Origin of the sequence: Paenibacillus sp. Soil724D2, from assembly GCF_001427935.1 — a bacterium.
In the GTDB taxonomy this organism is placed as follows: Bacteria; Bacillota; Bacilli; order Paenibacillales; family NBRC-103111; genus Paenibacillus_E.
Genome location: NZ_LMRY01000045.1, coordinates 606,564 through 624,083, shown reverse-complemented (window position 1 = coordinate 624,083; position 17,520 = coordinate 606,564). Strand labels below are relative to the sequence as shown.

Here is a 17,520-nt window from a genome sequence, read left to right as displayed (position 1 = left end):
CCGCGATTATTCGTCCCTGTATGTTACAGGGGCGTTTTTTGTTTGTTTTTCGAACAATTGATAAATATGGAGGCTTGAAAAAGATGAAAGCAAGTGAAATTCGTTCCAAGTGGTTACAGTTCTTTGCAAGTAAAGGGCATAAGATAGAGCCAAGTTCATCACTCGTCCCACATAATGACCCCTCACTCTTGTGGATTAATGCAGGGATTGCTCCTTTAAAGCCGTATTTAGATGGACGCGAAATTCCCGAAAATCCGCGAATTACAAATGCTCAAAAATGTATTCGTACCAACGATATTGAGAATGTAGGTAAAACACGCCGACATCATACGTTCTTTGAGATGCTGGGGAATTTCTCGATCGGAGACTACTTTAAAAAAGAAGTCATTCCTTGGGCTTGGGAGTTTTTGACGGATCCGCAGTGGATCGGCTTTGATCCGAATCGTATTTCTGTCACTGTACATGAAGATGATGAAGAAGCTTTTGAAATTTGGAACAAACAAATTGGTATTCCCGAAGAGCGTATTTATAAGCTCAAAGAAGACAATTTCTGGGATATCGGTGAGGGTCCGTGTGGTCCTTGTACAGAGATTTTCTATGATCGCGGTGATAAATACGGTGATTTGGCAGATCCGGAATGCTGGCCAGGCGGAGAGAATGAGCGTTTCCTAGAAGTTTGGAACCTCGTGTTTACGCAATTCAACCATAATAAGGACGGCAGCTATACACCGCTTCCTAACAAAAATATTGATACTGGAGCAGGATTAGAACGGTTTGCTTCGATTTTGCAAGATGTGGACTCAAACTTTGACACGGATTTGTTCAAGCCGATTATTGATAAAACATGTGAGCTTACAGGTGTGAAATACCATGTGAACGAAGAACACGATGTTGCACTCAAAGTCATCGCTGACCATATCCGTACTGTTGCTTTCTCAGTTGGTGATGGCGTTCTGCCTTCTAATGAAGGACGCGGTTATGTTATCCGCCGATTGCTGCGCCGCGCAGTACGGTACGGAAAAGTGCTTGGACTTGATAAGCCGTTCCTGCATAAGCTCGTACCAACCGTTGGAGAAATAATGGGCGTTTACTACACGGAAGTTGTAGATAAACGAGAATTTATCGAGAAGGTGATCCGAACCGAAGAGGAGCGTTTCCATGAAACGTTAAGCGACGGCTTGATCATTCTGGCTGAGATGGTAGAACAAGCGGGTACGAATCAGATTAGCGGACCGGATGCTTTTAAGCTGTATGATACGTATGGCTTCCCATTCGATTTAACCGAAGATTTTGCTTCTGAGAAGGGTTTAACGGTTGACCGTGCCGGATTTGATGCTTCCATGCAGGAACAACGTGACCGTGCTAGAGCGGCCAGTCATAAAGAAGGCGGCATGAAGGTGCAAGGCGGACCGCTGTCTGAATTGACGATTAAAAGCGAATTTGTTGGTTATAATGAATTGGTAGTTACTGCTAGTATCGTGGCGATCGTTCATGAGAATGAACTCGTTGACATTGTCGGGGTTGGTGAGACTTGTCAGGTCGTATTGGATCGGACTCCTTTCTACGCTGAAAGCGGTGGTCAGGTAAGTGACTATGGTATAATTCGAAGTAACCAAGTGTCATTGAAGGTTGAAGATGTTATCAAAGCGCCACATGGACAGCACGTTCACAAAGTTCTAGTTGTGTCGGGTGTTCTTCGCAAAGGTGATTCGGTAGAAGCTATTGTTGCTGCTGCGGAACGTGGAGACATTATTAAGAACCACACAGCTACACATTTGCTGCACAAAGCGCTTAAGGAAGTACTTGGAACGCATGTTAACCAAGCGGGGTCTTTGGTTGAACCTGACCGTTTGCGGTTTGACTTCTCGCATTTCGGAAGCATTAGCAGCGAAGAGCTGCAGGATGTTGAGCAGCGTGTGAACCGTCAGATTTGGAACAACACGAATGTGGATATTTCACTCAAAGCAATCGCTGACGCAAAGGCAATGGGAGCAATGGCTTTATTCGGTGAGAAGTACGGTGATATCGTTCGCGTTGTGCAAGTTGGCGATTACAGCTTAGAGCTGTGCGGCGGCTGCCATGTTCAGAATACGGGTCAAATTGGCTTATTCAAAATCGTTAGCGAGTCCGGTATCGGTTCAGGTGTTCGTCGGATCGAAGCCGTGTCTGGCCGCAGTGCGTATGAATACCTTGACCAGCAATTACATTTACTGAAAGAATCCGCAGGCTTGCTCAAATCAAATGTTCAAGATGTACCGAAACGAGTGGAAGCTACACTTCAACAAGTGAAGGAACTGACGCGTGAAAACGAGTCGCTGCGGAGCAAACTTGGGCGGATCGAAGCGGGTTCTCTTACAGACCAAGTGAAGCAAATAGCAGGAGTTTCGGTGCTGGCTGCACAAGTCAATGCGGCGGATATGGATTCACTTCGTAATATTGTGGATGAGATGAAGACGAAGCTAGGTTCCGCTGTTATCGTACTCGGCGCAGTTGCTGATGACAAAGTCAATTTGGTAGCTGCTGTCACGCCTGATCTTGTGGCTAAAGGCTTCCACGCCGGCAAAATCATTAAAGAAGTGGCACAGGCTGTTGGCGGTAGCGGAGGCGGTCGCCCGGATATGGCGCAAGCAGGCGGTAAGGATGCCTCCAAATTGCAAGCTGCATTGTCCGGAGTTGAAGGACTTCTTTCCCAATTTTCATAATTATTTTTCTGTGGGACAGGAATTTTTAAACCCATAGAGAATATAACCAGTATACATGGATTGATTTTCAAATATTTCACAAATGGTATCACAAGGAAAGTGAGGTGCTCCTGATGAGTTCCATGGATAAAACGATGAAGTTTAACGTAAAGGCAGAAGAAATAGAGACATCGCCCAAAGACGTGTTATTAGCGGTGTACGATGCTCTTCAGGAAAAAGGGTATAATCCGATCAATCAGATTGTCGGATACTTGCTTTCCGGAGATCCTGCCTATATTCCACGGCATAACAATGCTCGGAGCCTCATTCGTAAACGGGAACGGGACGAACTCATTGAAGAATTAGTTCGTGCTTATCTGGGTCAACACAAATAGAAGGAAAAGAGAACCGGCATGAGATGGATAGGCTTGGATTATGGGGACAAGACGATTGGTGTAGCGATGAGCGACGAGCTTGGTTGGACGGCTCAAGGGCTTGAAGTCATACATCGTCGTAAGCCTGGGGAAGACATCGCTCGGCTGGAGGCCATTGTCAAAGAGTATGGTGTTACTCAAATCATTGTAGGCTTACCCAAGAATATGAACAATACAATAGGGCCACGCGGCGAGCTTGCAATCGCATTTTCGCAAGAATTAGAGCAAAAACTAAGTGTACCTGTACACTTGTGGGATGAGCGGTTAACGACCGTAGCTGCGACACGCACACTGCTAGAAGCTGATGTGAGTCGGAAGAAACGCAAGTTGGTTATTGATAAAATGGCCGCACAGCTCATTCTGCAAGGGTACATGGATGCCAATATGAAGAGGTGAACGAATATGTCCAAAGAAGAATTGCATGAAGAACAACCAGAAATCATTTACATCCCGGACGATGAAGGCAACGAAGAAGAGTTCGAGGTTATCATGAAATTCGAAGTGGACGGTTCTGACAAGAAGTACATGATGGTAGTGCCTACAGACGGCGGAGATGAAGAATCCGATGAAGTGTACGCATTTCGCTATGAAGAGGATGATGACGGCGAGGATTTAAAGCTGTTCACCATCGATGATGAAGAAGAATGGGATATTGTTGAAGAAACATTCAATACTTTAATGGCAGAATTCGATGAGGAAGAAGAAGCATGAGTACGACGCCTTCTGACGTATTGCGCAAAACTTACGGGGATGATATTATTTTGTTTGATGAGCAAAATGAATCAACGGTGTATCATCTTCTTAAAGAATTCGTTTATGGAAATTATACGTATGCTGTTCTGCAATCCGATGAACTCAAGAAGGAAGACGAGGTTGCTGTTTTCCGAGTGACGACAGATAGCGACGGACAGTATGAATTGGAAACCATCGAGGATGACGAGGAATGGGAAACCGTTTCAGAGCTCTATGACGAGATGGTATTTCCAGAACAGGATGAATTGTAAGAAGCATACAACCGAGCGGAGCGCATCCGCTCGTTTTTGTTTGCTTTGGGGTATACAAATGCTTACGAAGTCAGTTTTCTTACGAAAACTCTAAAGCCAATGCTTACGAAGTCAGTTTTGCTAAAGCAAAACTCTTAGGAGGATTTTTGTGAACAACATGCTTGAACAAGAGAATGAACAGAATAAGCCTAGACGAAGTAAGCTTAAGCTCATCCTTCTTGTCATTGGATTATTGCTTCTCATTATCATTGGAACTGCAGGCGGCATCGGATTGTATATCGCGAGTGCTCTTCAGCCTGTAGCTGCTACAGAGCAAGAAGTAAGGGTTTCAATCCCGCAAGGCGCCGGGTCTTTGCAAATCGCTAAGGAGCTTGAAATGAAGGGACTTATTAAAAATTCTTCGGTTTTTACGTATTATTTAAAGGTGAAGAAACAGGGCTCCAAACTTCAAGCAGGCGAGTACAGTATGAAACCGGGCATGACATTCGAAGAAATGATTAATAAGCTGAATAAAGGGGAGACCGTGAAGGAAGAAGTCATTCGTATTACGATCCCTGAGGGCTATACCATTGATCAGATTGCAGCGAAATTAGGTGAGCAGACTCCTTGGAAAAAGGAAGTTTTTCTACAGATGGCGGATGCTCCAGCTGGGTTGAAGGGGGATACGATCGCAACGATTCCTGATAATAAAAGCATCAAGCACCGTCTCGAAGGGTATCTGTTCCCAGAAACGTATGAGTTTAAGAAGGACTCCACGGAACAAGATTTCATTGAGCGAACACTGCAGCAGCTGGATAAGAAGCTGGCGACACTTCCACCAGACTGGAAGGACAAGCTGAAGGAGCGCGGACTTAACGTACACCAGATGTTGACGATTGCCTCTTTAATTGAACGTGAAGTGGTTGTAAACGAAGAGCGTGCACTTGTTTCCGGCGTTATCCAGAACCGGTTGAAGAAGAATATGCCCCTGCAAATTGATGCAACCGTGCAATATTTATTCGATAAGTCCAAAGAAAGATTGCTGGAGAAGGATCTACAAATACAAAGTCCTTATAATACGTATCTAAACACAGGTTTACCGCCGGGACCGATCGCGAGTCCGAGCTTAGCCTCGATGAAAGCTGCTATTTATCCGGAAGAGACGAAGTATTTATTTTACGTAACAAAGAAGGATGGGACCAAAGGGCATTTATTCGCAGAAACTTTTGAAGAGCATAAGAAGAATATTGCAGAAAGTAAGAAGGCTGCGAATTAGTAGTACGAACTTATGATAGGAAGCTGACAGAAGGTAGGGTAAGCAATTGAAAAAACCAGAGTTAGTAGTAAGCTGCAGCACTGTGGCAGAACTGAAAAGATTGATCGAAGCAGGCGCAGATGCGGTTATTATTGGCGAAGCGCGCTACGGCATGCGTCTGCCGGGAGAAGTGAAACTGGATGAGATGCAGGAAGCTGTGTCCTGGGCACATGAACAGAAGGCTAAAGTATATGTTGCTGTAAACAATATTTTCGACAATAATGCCCTTGAAGGGCTGTTTGATTATTTAGCTAAATTACAGGAATACGGTGTGGATGCTGTCATTTTCGGTGATCCCGCGGTACTTATGACTGTCCGTAGCTTACCTGAGCCGCTAGCGCTACACTGGAATGCAGAGATGACCTCAACTAATTACGCGACTGCGAACTATTGGGCTAAGCAAGGAGCTACCCGTGTGGTCCTGGCTAGAGAACTGAATATGGAGCAGGTTTTGGCTTTTAAAGAGCATGCCGAGTTGGCTGTTGAAGTACAAGTACATGGCATCACCAATATTTATCACTCTAAGCGTGAGCTAGTGAAGAATTATATCGAGCACCAAGGAAAAGATGCAGCTATTCAGGATCGTTCCTTGGAGCGGGGGCTTTTTCTCATTGAACATGAACGACGTGATCAGCGTTACCCTGTATACGAAGATAGTAATGGCACGCACATCATGAGTTCCGAAGATATATGTATGTTGGAAAATTTACCCGAGCTTATGGACGGTCAAATAGATAGCTTGAAAATCGAAGGTCTTTTGAAATCTGCTCTGTATAACGAAACAGTTGTGAGAAGCTATCGGGCTGTAATCGATGCTTATGCAGCTGATCCTGAGGGATATAGCTTTCAACAGGAATGGTTGGATGTGATCGTTAAGCTGCAAGATCCTGAACGTGAATTGTCATATGGGTTTTTCTACAAAGAACAGGTATATTGATAGATGAAAGAAGGTGCGTTATCGTGATGACGACAGCCATAGAAGCCCGAGCTAGAGGAAAGCGTGTTAGGCTTAACAAGCCGGAATTACTGGCTCCGGCAGGCAATTTAGAGAAGCTAAAATTTGCGATTCATTACGGAGCGGATGCGGTTTACATCGGTGGTCAGAAGTATGGTCTCCGATCAAACGCGGATAACTTTTCACTGGAGGAAATGCGCGAAGCCGTAGAGTTTGCCAATCAATATGGGGCAAAAGTATTCGTAGCAACGAATATTTACGCTCATAATGAGGATATAGAAGGCCTTGATGATTATTTGAGAGGACTTCAAGAGGTTGGGATTTCTGCTATTATTGCAGCTGATCCAATTATTATGGAGACATGCAGAAGAGTAGCTCCAAAGCTGGAAGTTCATGTGAGCACACAGCAATCTGTGATGAACTGGCAAACCGTGAAGTTTTGGAAAGACCAGGGTATTGAGCGAGTTGTTCTAGCCCGCGAAGTCAGCATGGAAGAAATCGATGAGATTAAAGCTCATGTCGATGTAGAGATTGAAGCCTTCATACATGGGGCTATGTGCAGCTCGTACTCGGGCAGATGCGTGCTTTCTAATCATTTCACAGACCGAGATTCGAATCGTGGCGGCTGCTCGCAATCATGTCGTTGGAAGTACGATTTATTTGCCAAGGATCAACCTCTTTCTGCTCCTTTGGCCACGGATTTGCCAATGTTTGGCGATGAGGATGATGCTTTCACAATGGGATCGAAGGATCTGAGCATGATTGAACATATTGCTGAGATGATCGAATCGGGCGTAGACAGCTTCAAGATTGAGGGCAGGATGAAGAGCATTCATTATGTGGCTACGGTTGTTAATGCTTACCGCCAAGCGATTGATGCTTACTTTGCCGATCCGGAGCATTTCGAGGTCAACCCTGTATGGCAGGATGAAATATATAAAGCGGCAAACCGACCTTTGAACTCCGGCTTCTTCTATGAGGCGCCTGGGCATGAGGATCATATTTTTGAGCCAGAAGATAAAGTCGTTGGATTTGATTTTGTTGGTCTAGTTATGGGGTATGATGCTGAATCGGGCACGGCGCTCATACAACAAAGAAATCATTTCAAGCCTGGCCAAGAAATTGAATTTTTCGGGCCGGATGGTACGCATTTTAAGCAAAAGGTTGGCATTATACGCAATGAAGATGGCCAAGAATTAGATGCAGCTAGACATCCGCTTCAATTGGTTAAATTACAAACGGACAAACCTGTAAAAAAATGGGATATGATGCGAAAGAAAACAGGAAAATAGTACCATGGAAACTTCCTCCAGACTCAGTTATATTGGAGGAAGTTTCTTTTTTATTATTTTAGATCGGATTTTGAAGGATAATGGTAAACTATGTCGAAATTATTAAAAAACGTAAAGTGAACCCTTTACATTCTAGTTCAAAAGTATGGTATTCGTAGGAAGTAGAAACTAATGGCGGTGAACAAAATGAAAGAGAAACTTCAAAGTATTTTAGACAAAGTAGTTCAAGCAATTCGTAATGTTCCATGGGGGCGTATTGTTGGCGTGGCAAGCAAGAAATCTAAACAAATGGGTTCGATTGCTTTTAAAGAAATGAAACAAGTCAAGGTAGAAAACCCCGTAAAATCCGTAGGTATGAAGCTGTTTTTAATGTTTTTTGTAAGCATTCTTTTTTTCGTCATCACTGTGGGTCTGATTTCTTACTCGGTATCGAAAAATGTGATTAAGAATAAAGTGTCTGAATCCAGTCTTCAAACCGTAACGCAGGCGGGGCAAAAATTAGATTTCCTTTATCAAACTTTTGATGAAGTATCTCTGCAAATTATGCTTAACAAGGAACTGCAGGATTTGCTTGGGTCAATTCCTACCTTAGATCCATCCTCTTACGAAGCTCTTGACGTTACTCGTCAATTGACAGAGAAATTGAATGTGGTGACTTTCTCGAACAAAGCAATTAAAACGCTTCATCTTTACAAACCTGATGGTAAACTGATTGTCATTACCGGTTCTGGAGGAACTGCATTTAGCGACAATTCAAGCACTAATGATTGGTTTAAGAAGATTGTTGAGAACGGTGGAAAAGTGACTTGGTTAGATAGTAGGGTCAAAGGGTATTCCAGCAGCTCGTCCAATACATTTGCCATTGGTCGTGTGATGAGAAATACACTTACGAATTCCACATCAGCCATTCTTCTGATTGAGCTTAATACAGATCTTCTAACAAAAGAGCTAACTGGAATGTCATTAGGTGATGATAGTAAGGTTGTCATTACGAATGCAGAAAATAAATACATAGCTAATAAAGAAATCTCGGAATTAGAAAAAGATTCTGCCGTCAAATTAACGAAAGAACAGTTAGATGAAGAACACGGTTCTTTTACAACAAAAGACGATCACTTGGTTGCTTATTATAAATCAGCTGTATCCGGCTGGAATCTAGTTGGCGATATACCTGTGAGCTCACTTGTGAAGGATGCTAAGAAAATCTTCAATTATACACTTCTAATCGCCTTGTTCGCGGCTATTGCTGCTGTACTAATCGGATTATTCGTAGCTAGAATGATCGGACGTCCTCTGATTAATCTTCGTAATTTGATGCAGCAAGGTGCTAAAGGAAAGCTTACCGTGCGTGCGAACTACAAAACGCAAGATGAAATTGGACAACTAGGTGCCAGCTTTGATTTGATGATGCAGCAGATTACAACCTTGGTTCAACAAACAAGTACTTCTGCCCAAGCTGTTTTCGAAACAGCACAAGAATTAACGAATTCCTCTAAGGTAACGGCTACAGCTGCAAGAGAAATTGCAGTGGCGACGGATGAGATTTCCAATGGTGCTGGAGGATTGGCGACGGAGTCTGAGAGAGGCAATGAGTTGACTTATCATATTGGCGAGCAAATGAAGCAGGTCATCGAAGCGAACCTCGAGATGGGAACAGCTGCTGCTGATGTTCAAAGCTCCAGCGAGCAAGGAACGAAGTATATGACTGAACTTATTTCGAAAACGAACCTGACGGAGGAAATGATCCGCTCGATGGTTGATAAAGTCGATAATTTGAAAGACAGTACTCGTTCGATTCGTAAGATCCTGGATGTTCTGAATAATATGACGAAGCAAACGAATATTTTGTCTTTGAATGCGACAATTGAGGCCGCACGCGCCGGTGCAGCTGGTAAAGGCTTCATGGTGGTTGCAGATGAGATTCGAAAACTAGCGGATCAATCCAGACAATCTATTGATGTCGTAGGTCAAATTACAGAAACCATCACGAAAGAAATCGATGAGACGGTGAAAGTGCTTTCGACGGCTACACCAATTTTCCAAGAACAAATATTAGCTGTTAAAGAAGCCGACACCATCTTCAAACAAGTAACGAACCACATGGGTGGATTCATTACGCAACTAAGCACGGTAAGTGATTCGATCTCCACATTGGAGCAATCACAAGTTGTACTTTCCGATGCAATGACGAATGTAAGCGCGGTAGCGGAGGAATCTCTAGCTACATCGGAAGAAGTTGCATCTTTGAGCTCAGAACAGCTTAGCATCAGCGACGGTTTAGTCAAACTATCGGACAAGCTGGATCAGTTGTCCAAATCGCTTAACGACACTTTATCCAAATTCGAAGTATAAGTATCATAGAATACGTTGTCCACTCTCCATTTAGGAGGGTGGATTTTTTTATTGAGCATTAACGTGGAGCGGGCAGTTTGACCATGAGCAGGAATGACGATACTGAAAGCAACAGCAGTTATCGTTAGTTAGAAGGAGTCAGGAGCATGAGGATTAAACCATTATCGTCTTTAGAGAAACGCCGAATCTTTCTTGTTCTGCTCACGATCTTACTCTTGTTTATAGGGATCGTTGGCAAGCTTTTTTGGATACAAATTGCCACGACGGAAAGTTACTCCTCACGAGGGGTTAATTTGGTCAAAAACTCAGTCGTACAAAGGCAGCGGGCCCTTGTGTTGGAAAGCGGCCGTGGAGAAATCTTAGGCCGTGATTTAAAGCCGATGACGGGGAAAATCATTAAAGCTCTAGTGGCGTTTCCTATTAATAGCGACTATCAAGGTAATCCTCAGCAAATAAACCAGCTCGCTAGCATTTTGAGGACGAATACGGTTCAATGGCTTGCATTCTCTCGTGATTTGAAAGAGCCGCAAGTGTGGCGCACTGCTGAGGGTGGGAAACCAGTCATGTTAAGCGATCAACAGGAGGAGCAAATTAATGCCCTCGGCTTGCCCTTTTTGAAAGTCGTGAAGATGGAAGATCGCTATCCGTCAGGCATGACAGCTCGCCAATTGATCGGGTTTATTGGGCAAAATCCGGATAGAGTGATGAGTATCTACGGTGCTGATCTGGAGAAAGGAAAGGTTGCGCTAACCTCGAAAATCGGAGGTGCAGGACTGGAGAAAACGTTCGATCTGTGGCTTCGAGGCATTGGTGAGACGTCAATCTCTTATTTTACAGACGCAGGAAAAAGACCGCTAGCTGGCCTAGATGCCCGAATGATTGCACCCGATAATACCTTCTATCCAGTCAAATTAGTGACAACACTGGATTTAAGCGTGCAGCAACGAATTGAAAACCTAATGGATAAGCTAAATATTCGTGAAGGTGCAGCTGTTGTTCAGGAAGTGGCACAAGGCGATATCGTCGCGATGGCGAGCAGACCTAACTTTGATCAGACAGAAGTCGATCTGGCTAGCAATAACTGGAGCAATTATGCGCTCAAGGCCACAGCGCCTGGCTCGATTTTCAAAACAGTTGTAGCCGCAGCCGCATTGGATAAAGGAATCGTTGATCCCAAAGAAACTTTCAATTGTGAAGGCGCTCTTGGGAAATATGGCTTTACGTGCTGGAGAAGAGACGGACATGGGCCATTAACTTTAGAGCAGGGCTATGCGCAATCCTGCAATATTGTCTTTGCCAGAGTAATGCAGCGGTTGACACCTGCTGAGTTGGAAAGCTATGCACATAAGCTTGGTGTATTGGATGAAGTGGGCTGGACGGGGAAGACGGATAGCGAACAAATCCTCCATCAATTGGATACGGAGGAGCAAGGACAGCTATTTGGAGCCCATACCCCGCATAACGATGAGGGAGTGCTGATGCAAACGGCCATTGGCCAAAGAGATGTCAGGATGACCCCTTTGCAGGCGTCTAATATGGTCGTTACCTTGCTGCATGGTGGAAAGGGCTATTCACCAAGAGTAGTACAAGAAATTCGTTATCAGACGGATCGTGTGATGGAGAAATTTCCAGTTCAATTATTAGATTCTGAGGCGGGGCGGGTTTCAGCAGCAACCAGTCGTACATTAGTAAACTGGATGAGGGAAGTGGTAACCGAAGGAACAGGACAAGGCTTAAAGGATGCCAAATGGAAGCTGGCTGGGAAATCCGGTACGGCACAAATTGAGACAGGCAAGCAAGAAAAGGTGAATCAGTGGTTTATTGGTTATGGACCTGTTGATTCACCGAAATATGCCGTTTCTGTTGTTGTTAAGAACATGGATCCAACCGAGAGCAATAAGTCCATTCCGTTGTTCAAAGGGATTATGGATATTTTGGCAAGTGATTCAGACGGCAGGTAATGAAATCGTGAAGCAGGTTCCCTGGTCTGGCTGGCTTGTTACTTCAATGAGTCCGCCAAATGTTTTGATGATTCTATAGGAGACCATCATGCCAAGACCGGTGCCTTTATTTTTCGTAGAATAAAAGGGTGTTCCGAGACGGTTCACCTGCTCTGGAGTCATGCCAACACCGTTATCTTTAATTTGTAAAATAACCTTAGCGTTTTTCTTGAAGCCTGTTATTTGCAGAGTACCTCCGCTGGGCATAGCCTCGATGCCGTTTTTCGTTAAATTAACTAAGCATTGAATCATTTTCTCGCTGTTGGCATTTACCATAAGAGAAGACTCCATATCGATAAGAATTTCTACACCGCGCATTGACGCGTAAGGATTTATGAGATTGCTTAATTTGAGAGATAAGGTGGACACATCCACCTTTTCAAGCTTCTCGGCTTGCGGTTTAGCGAAGGATAAGTAATCCGTTATAATGCTTTGTGCTCGGTCGATTTCTTCAATAACCATGGTCGTATAGATGCGTTTCTTCTCTTCTGTCACTTCAGACTGGCTAAGTATTTGCATAAAGCCGCGGGCAACTGTCATGGGGTTGCGAATTTCATGGGCGACAGAAGCAGCTAATTCGCTTAACACATTCAGCTTTTCGGAACGCTGGACTTCTTGGCGCATCGCTACATTTTCACTAATACGAACAATTAAATAGGTTAACATCCACATCGTCAGCATTTGAACCATACAGAACATTAAGCCATATAGTAGAAAGCTTTTATCCACGGGTACATTCGAAACTATGCGATAAAGCATCGTCATACAGAAGGTTGCTAGAGCACTAATAAAAGCAAGAAGACTTGGAAACATCACTTTGGGGGTAAGGTGCTTCCAATTGCTAAGTGCAATGAAAGCTAAGATGAAGGGTACAAGCAGAGCGGACAACGTAACAATCCATAAAAAATCAGAACCGTCGACATAGTAGCTATAGGCTAGAATAATTGCGGAGACTACCAGTCCTGAACGTATGCCGCCATAAAGGAAAGCAATCAGTACGGGGATTGTGCGCAGATCAAAATTGTTGCCTGTTGTTGTGAAAAAGGGATGAGACATGCTGAATATGGCTGCTAGTGAACAAATGAGCCCAATAAATGCTCGATTTGAAACATTAAAGCGGAAGGGACCGGGTCGATCCAACACTAAAATATGACGAAGCAAGATGGGGAGTGTTAATGCTAGTATATTGAGTAGTAAGTCGTCAATTACATTCAAGGATCTCGCCTACTTAATTAAAAATTTGGGTTTATTTTTATTTCGACAGAAAACTTAAAATTCCTTTGATTTCTTTCCAAAATTTTGATGTTTTTTGACAAGTTCTGACGGAAACTTGCTGTATATCCATTTTTCAGGAAAAATGTTTCTCTTTTTGTACATGCTCTTTATTGCAGCAAAGGCTTGTATCGCTTACAATTCTGTACATGGATACAAATCGTAGGCTCAGGAGATTAAGCAAATGACGACTTTAGAACTACCCTCTTCATTGGTCATTCATGATCGATCCGGTGAAACTGCAGCGCAACCGATTTTATATGCTTTTGCTCTGGAAGAACTTTTATGTCGAGCAATAGGTAAAACAGCACCGCCGATTCTGCACGTATGGAGGCACCCACGAGCCTTTGTGATGGGACTGAGAGATAGTCGCCTACCAAATGCGGCCGAAGCTAACGATTGGCTGCTAAGTCAAGGCTTTGATACGGCTGTAAGAAACTCTGGAGGTGCAGCAGTGCCTCTCGATTTGGGCGTCGTGAATGTATCCCTGTTGTTACCGAAAAGTGCGGGTGACATGGAGCATCGCAAGGATTTCGATTTAATGGTAGCTTTGATAAGAGATGTCATGAGTACAATAACCAACCGTATCGATCAGGGTGAAGTGATGGGTTCATTTTGTCCGGGGGAATTCGATCTGAGTGTTGGTGGACGTAAGTTTTGCGGCATTGCACAGCGCAGACAACAGCATGCCTTATCGGTTCAAGCATTCATTATCGTGGAAGGTTTGGGCGAAGCAAAAGCATCTTTGGCAAGAAGCTTTTACGAGCGCGCGGCGGGTTCTGCATCACCAAACGACTATCCGGCAGTGGCGCCAGGAAGTATGGCGAGTTTATCGGAATGTTTACATATAGAGTTAAGTGCAACGCGTTTCACAGACAATTTGGTACAGGTGATGGTCGCAAAAGGAGTAAAAGTACAGAGTCCTAGGGATATCCCGGGCTATCCGAGTGAAGATCAGATACAGGGTATGATGGAGCTTTTGAAGCAGCGTTATGCGATTAAAGTATAAATAAATGCGGCCCAACTTGCGTCAGGAGACGGAAAGTGGACCGCTTTTTTAACGTTATCATGCTAGAAAATAATGCAGGGCCGCGTCCAACTCTCCTTGCCAAAATCCCCATAAATGTTTCCCAGGCTTCTCGATATAGTGAAGGGTAACATTTTTATTTTCCATCTCAGTTTTGGCTAGACGGTTTTCTCTTACGAAATCAAAAGTCCCTCGTTCCGTTTTTACATCTGTCTCATCCAAGCCAATTAACATATACAGCTCCAGCCACGATAAGTCGTCCTCTGCCTTGATACGTTCTCTGGTAATGTCGAAAAATGCGCCCGATAAGGATATAACACGGCAAAAAAGGCTAGGATAATCTAAGGCGAGATGCAAGGACACGGTCCCACCAAGGGAATCACCCGCCACAATGCGTTCGTTCCGTTCGGATCGAATCGGATATCGGCTTTCTACATAAGGGAGGAGTTCCTCTGCGAAAAAACGGCAGTACACATCATGGCGTTCACCCTCAGGCGCATATTCCGAAGTGCGGTTACTATTATTCACATCCACACCGACAACAATGGCGGGCTCTAAGCCTTCATCTAGAATACAGCGTGTGATCGTAGTCGCAATTCGGCCGAAATTAAAGAATTGCTCACCATCTTGGCAATAAATGACCGGATAGGAGAGCAGTTCGTTGTATCCGGGAGGGAGATAAATGCGCAGGGTGCGATTTTCTCCGAGAAGGACAGAGGTGAGTTCATCTTTCACAATCGTTCTTTTATAAAAGCGAGAGTCATCCGACATGGTTGTGCTCCTTTAACTTTCTCTTAGACCTAATTTCATGTAGCAAGTGTAAGCTTGTCGTTTAGAGGGTAATGTGTATTATAGCAGTTGTAAATTTTGTGTTAACTGTATTATATATTTTCGGGAACTGTACTATTCACTCTGTTGAAAAAAGGTCATATACCACAGGGATGCTGGTGTACAATTCACAAAAACAGGTTTATAATAATACTATAACAGAAGTGAAGCTAGCAGGCATCAAAATCATATAAGAGGTGAAATGGTATGAGTAAGCCACTTGTCAGCCAAGCGAATTATGAAGTGACCACAGAGAAGGTTGAGCCTTTACAGGTTCTAGCTCCAGATGGCACCATTGTTAATTCCGACAAAATGCCTAAACTTAGTGACGACCAATTGAAAGAACTAATGAGAAGAATGGTATTCACCCGCGTATGGGACGAAAGAGCAGTTAATCTTGGTCGCCAAGGACGTCTTGGTTTCTATGCTCCGGTATCCGGACAAGAAGCTTCGATGATCGGTAGTGAATTTGCATTAAATAAAGACGATTTCATTTGCCCGGGTTACCGCGATATGCCGCAGCTCGTTTGGCACGGACTTCCGCTTTATCAAGCATTTTTGTATTCCCGCGGTCATCAGCATGGCGGACAAATTCCGCAGGATGTACACGTGCTTATGCCGCAAATCATCATCGGAGCTCAAATTTTGCATGCTACCGGTGTAGCTATGGCATTCAAGAAACGTAACCAACCGCGTGTTGCGATTACGTACACAGGCGACGGAGGAAGCTCCGAGGGCGATTTCTACGAAGGCATGAACTTTGCAGGAGCATTCAAGCTGCCTGTCATTTATTTTGTACAAAACAACGGTTATGCAATTACGACTCCTTATTCGAAGCAAACAGGTGCGCTTTCTGTGGCGCATAAAGCACTTGCTGCCGGTATCAAAGGCGTGCAAGTTGACGGAATGGACGTATTGGCTGTTGTTCAAGCTGTTACCGAAGCTGCTGAAAGAGGACGCAGAGGCGAAGGCGCTACGTTGATTGAAGCATTAACTTACCGTTACCGTCCGCATTCCTTGGCGGATGATACGACGAAATACCGAACCAAAGATGAAGAGAGTGACTGGGAGCCTAAGGATCCGCTTACGCGCATGCGTCTGTTCTTGACTAAAAAAGGTCTTTGGAGCGAAGAAGAAGAAGCTCAAGTGAAAGAAGAAGCGAAAGCAACGGTTGCTGAACATATCAAAAAAGCGGAAGAAACAGAGAAAATGACGGTTCCAGGCCTAATTGACTCTATGTTCGAAGTAACACCGGCACATCTCGAAGAACAGAAGCAAGCGTTTAAATAAATCAGGCTTACGATGCCAGTTTTTCTAGCGAAAAACTCAGCTTAAGCTTACGAAGCAAGTTTTCTCACGAAAACAATTAGGAGGCACGGAGAAGTCATGGCACAAATGACGATGATTCAAGCGATAAAAGACGCAATGCGCGTTGAACTGGAAAGAGATCCTAATGTAATTTTGTTCGGCGAAGACGTTGGCCATGTTGGTGGCGTATTCCGTGCTACGGAAGGTTTACAGAAAGAATTCGGCGAAGAGCGCGTATTCGATACGCCTCTTGCTGAATCAGCTATCGGCGGACTTGCGGTTGGTCTAGGAGTTCAAGGCTTTCGTCCGATTGCAGAAATTCAATTCGTAGGTTTTATTTATGAAGCGCTGGACCAAATTTGCGTGCAAGCAGCTCGTATGCGTTACCGTTCCGGCGGCCGTTACAACGCTCCAATCGTATTCCGTACACCTTTTGGTGGCGGTGTTAAAGCGGCTGAGCTTCACACGGATGCACTCGAAGGTTTGCTTGTTCAAACGCCAGGTATTAAAGTTGTTGTTCCTTCCAACCCTTACGATGCGAAGGGACTGCTCATTTCCGCGATTCGCGATAATGACCCTGTCTTCTTCATGGAGCATCTGAACTTATACCGTGCATTCCGCGCAGAAGTACCAGAAGGCGAATATACCATTGAGCTTGGTAAAGCAAATGTTGTTCGCGAGGGCTCAGATGTGACGGTTATTACTTACGGCGCTATGGTTCACACATCTGTGAAAGCAGCGGAAGAGATCGAGAAAACACAAGGTGTGAAAGTTGAAGTTATCGACTTGCGTACACTGATTCCTCTTGATATCGAAACAATTGTAGCTTCGATCAAGAAAACAAACCGTGCGATTATCGTACAAGAAGCACAAAAAACATCCGGTGTAGCGGCAGAGGTTATTGCACAGATTAATGAAAAAGCGATCCTGCATCTGGAAGCTCCAGTCTTGCGTATTGCACCGCCAGATACAATCTATCCGTTCGCTCAAATCGAAGACGCTTGGTTGCCTAGTCCAGCAAGTGTCATTGCAGGCATTAATCAAGTACTCGAATTCTAATCACAGTCGAAGGT

Annotated in this window: 15 protein-coding genes; 13 read left to right on the top strand and 2 right to left on the bottom strand. The window is 44.2% G+C overall.

Features of this window, described 5'->3' with window-relative positions:
* Nucleotides 1-83 precede the first annotated feature (83 nt).
* The 10 genes from alaS to ASG85_RS29400 all read left to right on the top strand — a co-directional run bounded on the left by alaS (nucleotide 84) and on the right by ASG85_RS29400 (nucleotide 11,973).
* On the top strand, nucleotides 84-2,702 hold the full coding sequence (gene alaS, locus ASG85_RS29445; RefSeq protein ID WP_060648556.1) for an alanine--tRNA ligase: 2,619 nt from the start codon (nucleotides 84-86) through the stop codon (nucleotides 2,700-2,702).
* Nucleotides 2,703-2,815: 113 nt separating this feature from the next.
* Nucleotides 2,816-3,076, top strand: coding sequence for an IreB family regulatory phosphoprotein (locus ASG85_RS29440; RefSeq protein ID WP_028555746.1), 261 nt, complete (start codon nucleotides 2,816-2,818; stop codon nucleotides 3,074-3,076).
* 18 nt (nucleotides 3,077-3,094) lie between these two features.
* Nucleotides 3,095-3,511: a Holliday junction resolvase RuvX gene (gene ruvX, locus ASG85_RS29435; protein WP_057306102.1), complete on the top strand. Its 417-nt coding sequence runs from the start codon at nucleotides 3,095-3,097 to the stop codon at nucleotides 3,509-3,511.
* A 6-nt stretch (nucleotides 3,512-3,517) separates the two neighbouring features.
* Nucleotides 3,518-3,826 carry a DUF1292 domain-containing protein gene (locus tag ASG85_RS29430; protein ID WP_057306101.1) on the top strand — a complete coding sequence of 103 codons (309 nt, stop codon included), beginning with the start codon at nucleotides 3,518-3,520 and terminating at the stop codon, nucleotides 3,824-3,826.
* Nucleotides 3,823-4,119: a DUF1292 domain-containing protein gene (locus tag ASG85_RS29425; protein WP_057306100.1), complete on the top strand. Its 297-nt coding sequence runs from the start codon at nucleotides 3,823-3,825 to the stop codon at nucleotides 4,117-4,119. Before ASG85_RS29430 ends, ASG85_RS29425 begins: the two co-directional genes overlap by 4 nt.
* 157 nt (nucleotides 4,120-4,276) lie before the next feature.
* Nucleotides 4,277-5,374 carry an endolytic transglycosylase MltG gene (gene mltG / locus ASG85_RS29420; protein ID WP_060648622.1) on the top strand — a complete coding sequence of 366 codons (1,098 nt, stop codon included), beginning with the start codon at nucleotides 4,277-4,279 and terminating at the stop codon, nucleotides 5,372-5,374.
* A gap of 46 nt (nucleotides 5,375-5,420) precedes the next feature.
* Complete coding sequence (locus tag ASG85_RS29415) at nucleotides 5,421-6,350, top strand: peptidase U32 family protein (RefSeq protein ID WP_060648555.1); 930 nt, start codon at nucleotides 5,421-5,423, stop codon at nucleotides 6,348-6,350.
* A 26-nt stretch (nucleotides 6,351-6,376) separates the two neighbouring features.
* Nucleotides 6,377-7,660, top strand: a complete 1,284-nt coding sequence (locus ASG85_RS29410) for a peptidase U32 family protein (protein WP_060648554.1) — start codon at nucleotides 6,377-6,379, stop codon at nucleotides 7,658-7,660.
* A 171-nt stretch (nucleotides 7,661-7,831) separates the two neighbouring features.
* On the top strand, nucleotides 7,832-10,012 hold the full coding sequence (locus ASG85_RS29405; RefSeq protein WP_235549390.1) for a methyl-accepting chemotaxis protein: 2,181 nt from the start codon (nucleotides 7,832-7,834) through the stop codon (nucleotides 10,010-10,012).
* A 146-nt stretch (nucleotides 10,013-10,158) separates the two neighbouring features.
* Entirely contained in the window at nucleotides 10,159-11,973 is a 1,815-nt protein-coding gene (locus tag ASG85_RS29400; RefSeq protein WP_060648553.1) for a peptidoglycan D,D-transpeptidase FtsI family protein, read from the top strand.
* On the opposite strand, the gene ASG85_RS29395 is transcribed toward ASG85_RS29400, so the two are convergent.
* On the bottom strand, nucleotides 11,959-13,227 hold the full coding sequence (locus tag ASG85_RS29395; protein WP_063860410.1) for an ATP-binding protein: 1,269 nt from the start codon (nucleotides 13,225-13,227) through the stop codon (nucleotides 11,959-11,961). The two genes, ASG85_RS29400 and ASG85_RS29395, sit on opposite strands and share 15 nt — an antisense overlap.
* Nucleotides 13,228-13,468: 241 nt before the next feature.
* Between ASG85_RS29395 and ASG85_RS29390 the strand changes: the two genes are divergently transcribed.
* Complete coding sequence (locus ASG85_RS29390) at nucleotides 13,469-14,293, top strand: biotin/lipoate A/B protein ligase family protein (RefSeq protein WP_060648551.1); 825 nt, start codon at nucleotides 13,469-13,471, stop codon at nucleotides 14,291-14,293.
* 57 nt (nucleotides 14,294-14,350) lie between these two features.
* Here the strand turns inward: ASG85_RS29390 and ASG85_RS29385 are convergent, their stop codons facing one another.
* Nucleotides 14,351-15,082 carry an alpha/beta hydrolase gene (locus ASG85_RS29385; protein ID WP_060648550.1) on the bottom strand — a complete coding sequence of 244 codons (732 nt, stop codon included), beginning with the start codon at nucleotides 15,080-15,082 and terminating at the stop codon, nucleotides 14,351-14,353.
* 264 nt (nucleotides 15,083-15,346) lie between these two features.
* Here ASG85_RS29385 and pdhA point away from each other — a divergent pair, with 264 nt between their 5' ends.
* Nucleotides 15,347-16,429 (top strand): pyruvate dehydrogenase (acetyl-transferring) E1 component subunit alpha, encoded by a 1,083-nt coding sequence (pdhA, locus tag ASG85_RS29380; RefSeq protein ID WP_057306093.1) that lies wholly within the window; start codon nucleotides 15,347-15,349, stop codon nucleotides 16,427-16,429.
* Nucleotides 16,430-16,525: 96 nt separating this feature from the next.
* Entirely contained in the window at nucleotides 16,526-17,506 is a 981-nt protein-coding gene (locus tag ASG85_RS29375; protein WP_057306092.1) for an alpha-ketoacid dehydrogenase subunit beta, read from the top strand.
* Nucleotides 17,507-17,520 lie beyond the last annotated feature (14 nt).

Excerpts from the sequence above, each read along its gene's own strand:
- alaS (WP_060648556.1), top strand. The coding sequence starts at position 84 with ATGAAAGCAAGTGAAATTCGTTCCAAGTGGTTACAGTTCTTTGCAAGT.
- ASG85_RS29440 (WP_028555746.1), top strand. The coding sequence starts at position 2,816 with ATGAGTTCCATGGATAAAACGATGAAGTTTAACGTAAAGGCAGAAGAA.
- ruvX (WP_057306102.1), top strand. The coding sequence starts at position 3,095 with ATGAGATGGATAGGCTTGGATTATGGGGACAAGACGATTGGTGTAGCG.
- ASG85_RS29430 (WP_057306101.1), top strand. The coding sequence starts at position 3,518 with ATGTCCAAAGAAGAATTGCATGAAGAACAACCAGAAATCATTTACATC.
- ASG85_RS29425 (WP_057306100.1), top strand. The coding sequence starts at position 3,823 with ATGAGTACGACGCCTTCTGACGTATTGCGCAAAACTTACGGGGATGAT.
- mltG (WP_060648622.1), top strand. The coding sequence starts at position 4,277 with ATGCTTGAACAAGAGAATGAACAGAATAAGCCTAGACGAAGTAAGCTT.
- ASG85_RS29410 (WP_060648554.1), top strand. The coding sequence starts at position 6,377 with ATGACGACAGCCATAGAAGCCCGAGCTAGAGGAAAGCGTGTTAGGCTT.
- ASG85_RS29405 (WP_235549390.1), top strand. The coding sequence starts at position 7,832 with ATGGCGGTGAACAAAATGAAAGAGAAACTTCAAAGTATTTTAGACAAA.
- ASG85_RS29400 (WP_060648553.1), top strand. The coding sequence starts at position 10,159 with ATGAGGATTAAACCATTATCGTCTTTAGAGAAACGCCGAATCTTTCTT.
- ASG85_RS29390 (WP_060648551.1), top strand. The coding sequence starts at position 13,469 with ATGACGACTTTAGAACTACCCTCTTCATTGGTCATTCATGATCGATCC.
- ASG85_RS29385 (WP_060648550.1), bottom strand. The coding sequence starts at position 15,082 with ATGTCGGATGACTCTCGCTTTTATAAAAGAACGATTGTGAAAGATGAA.
- pdhA (WP_057306093.1), top strand. The coding sequence starts at position 15,347 with ATGAGTAAGCCACTTGTCAGCCAAGCGAATTATGAAGTGACCACAGAG.
- ASG85_RS29375 (WP_057306092.1), top strand. The coding sequence starts at position 16,526 with ATGGCACAAATGACGATGATTCAAGCGATAAAAGACGCAATGCGCGTT.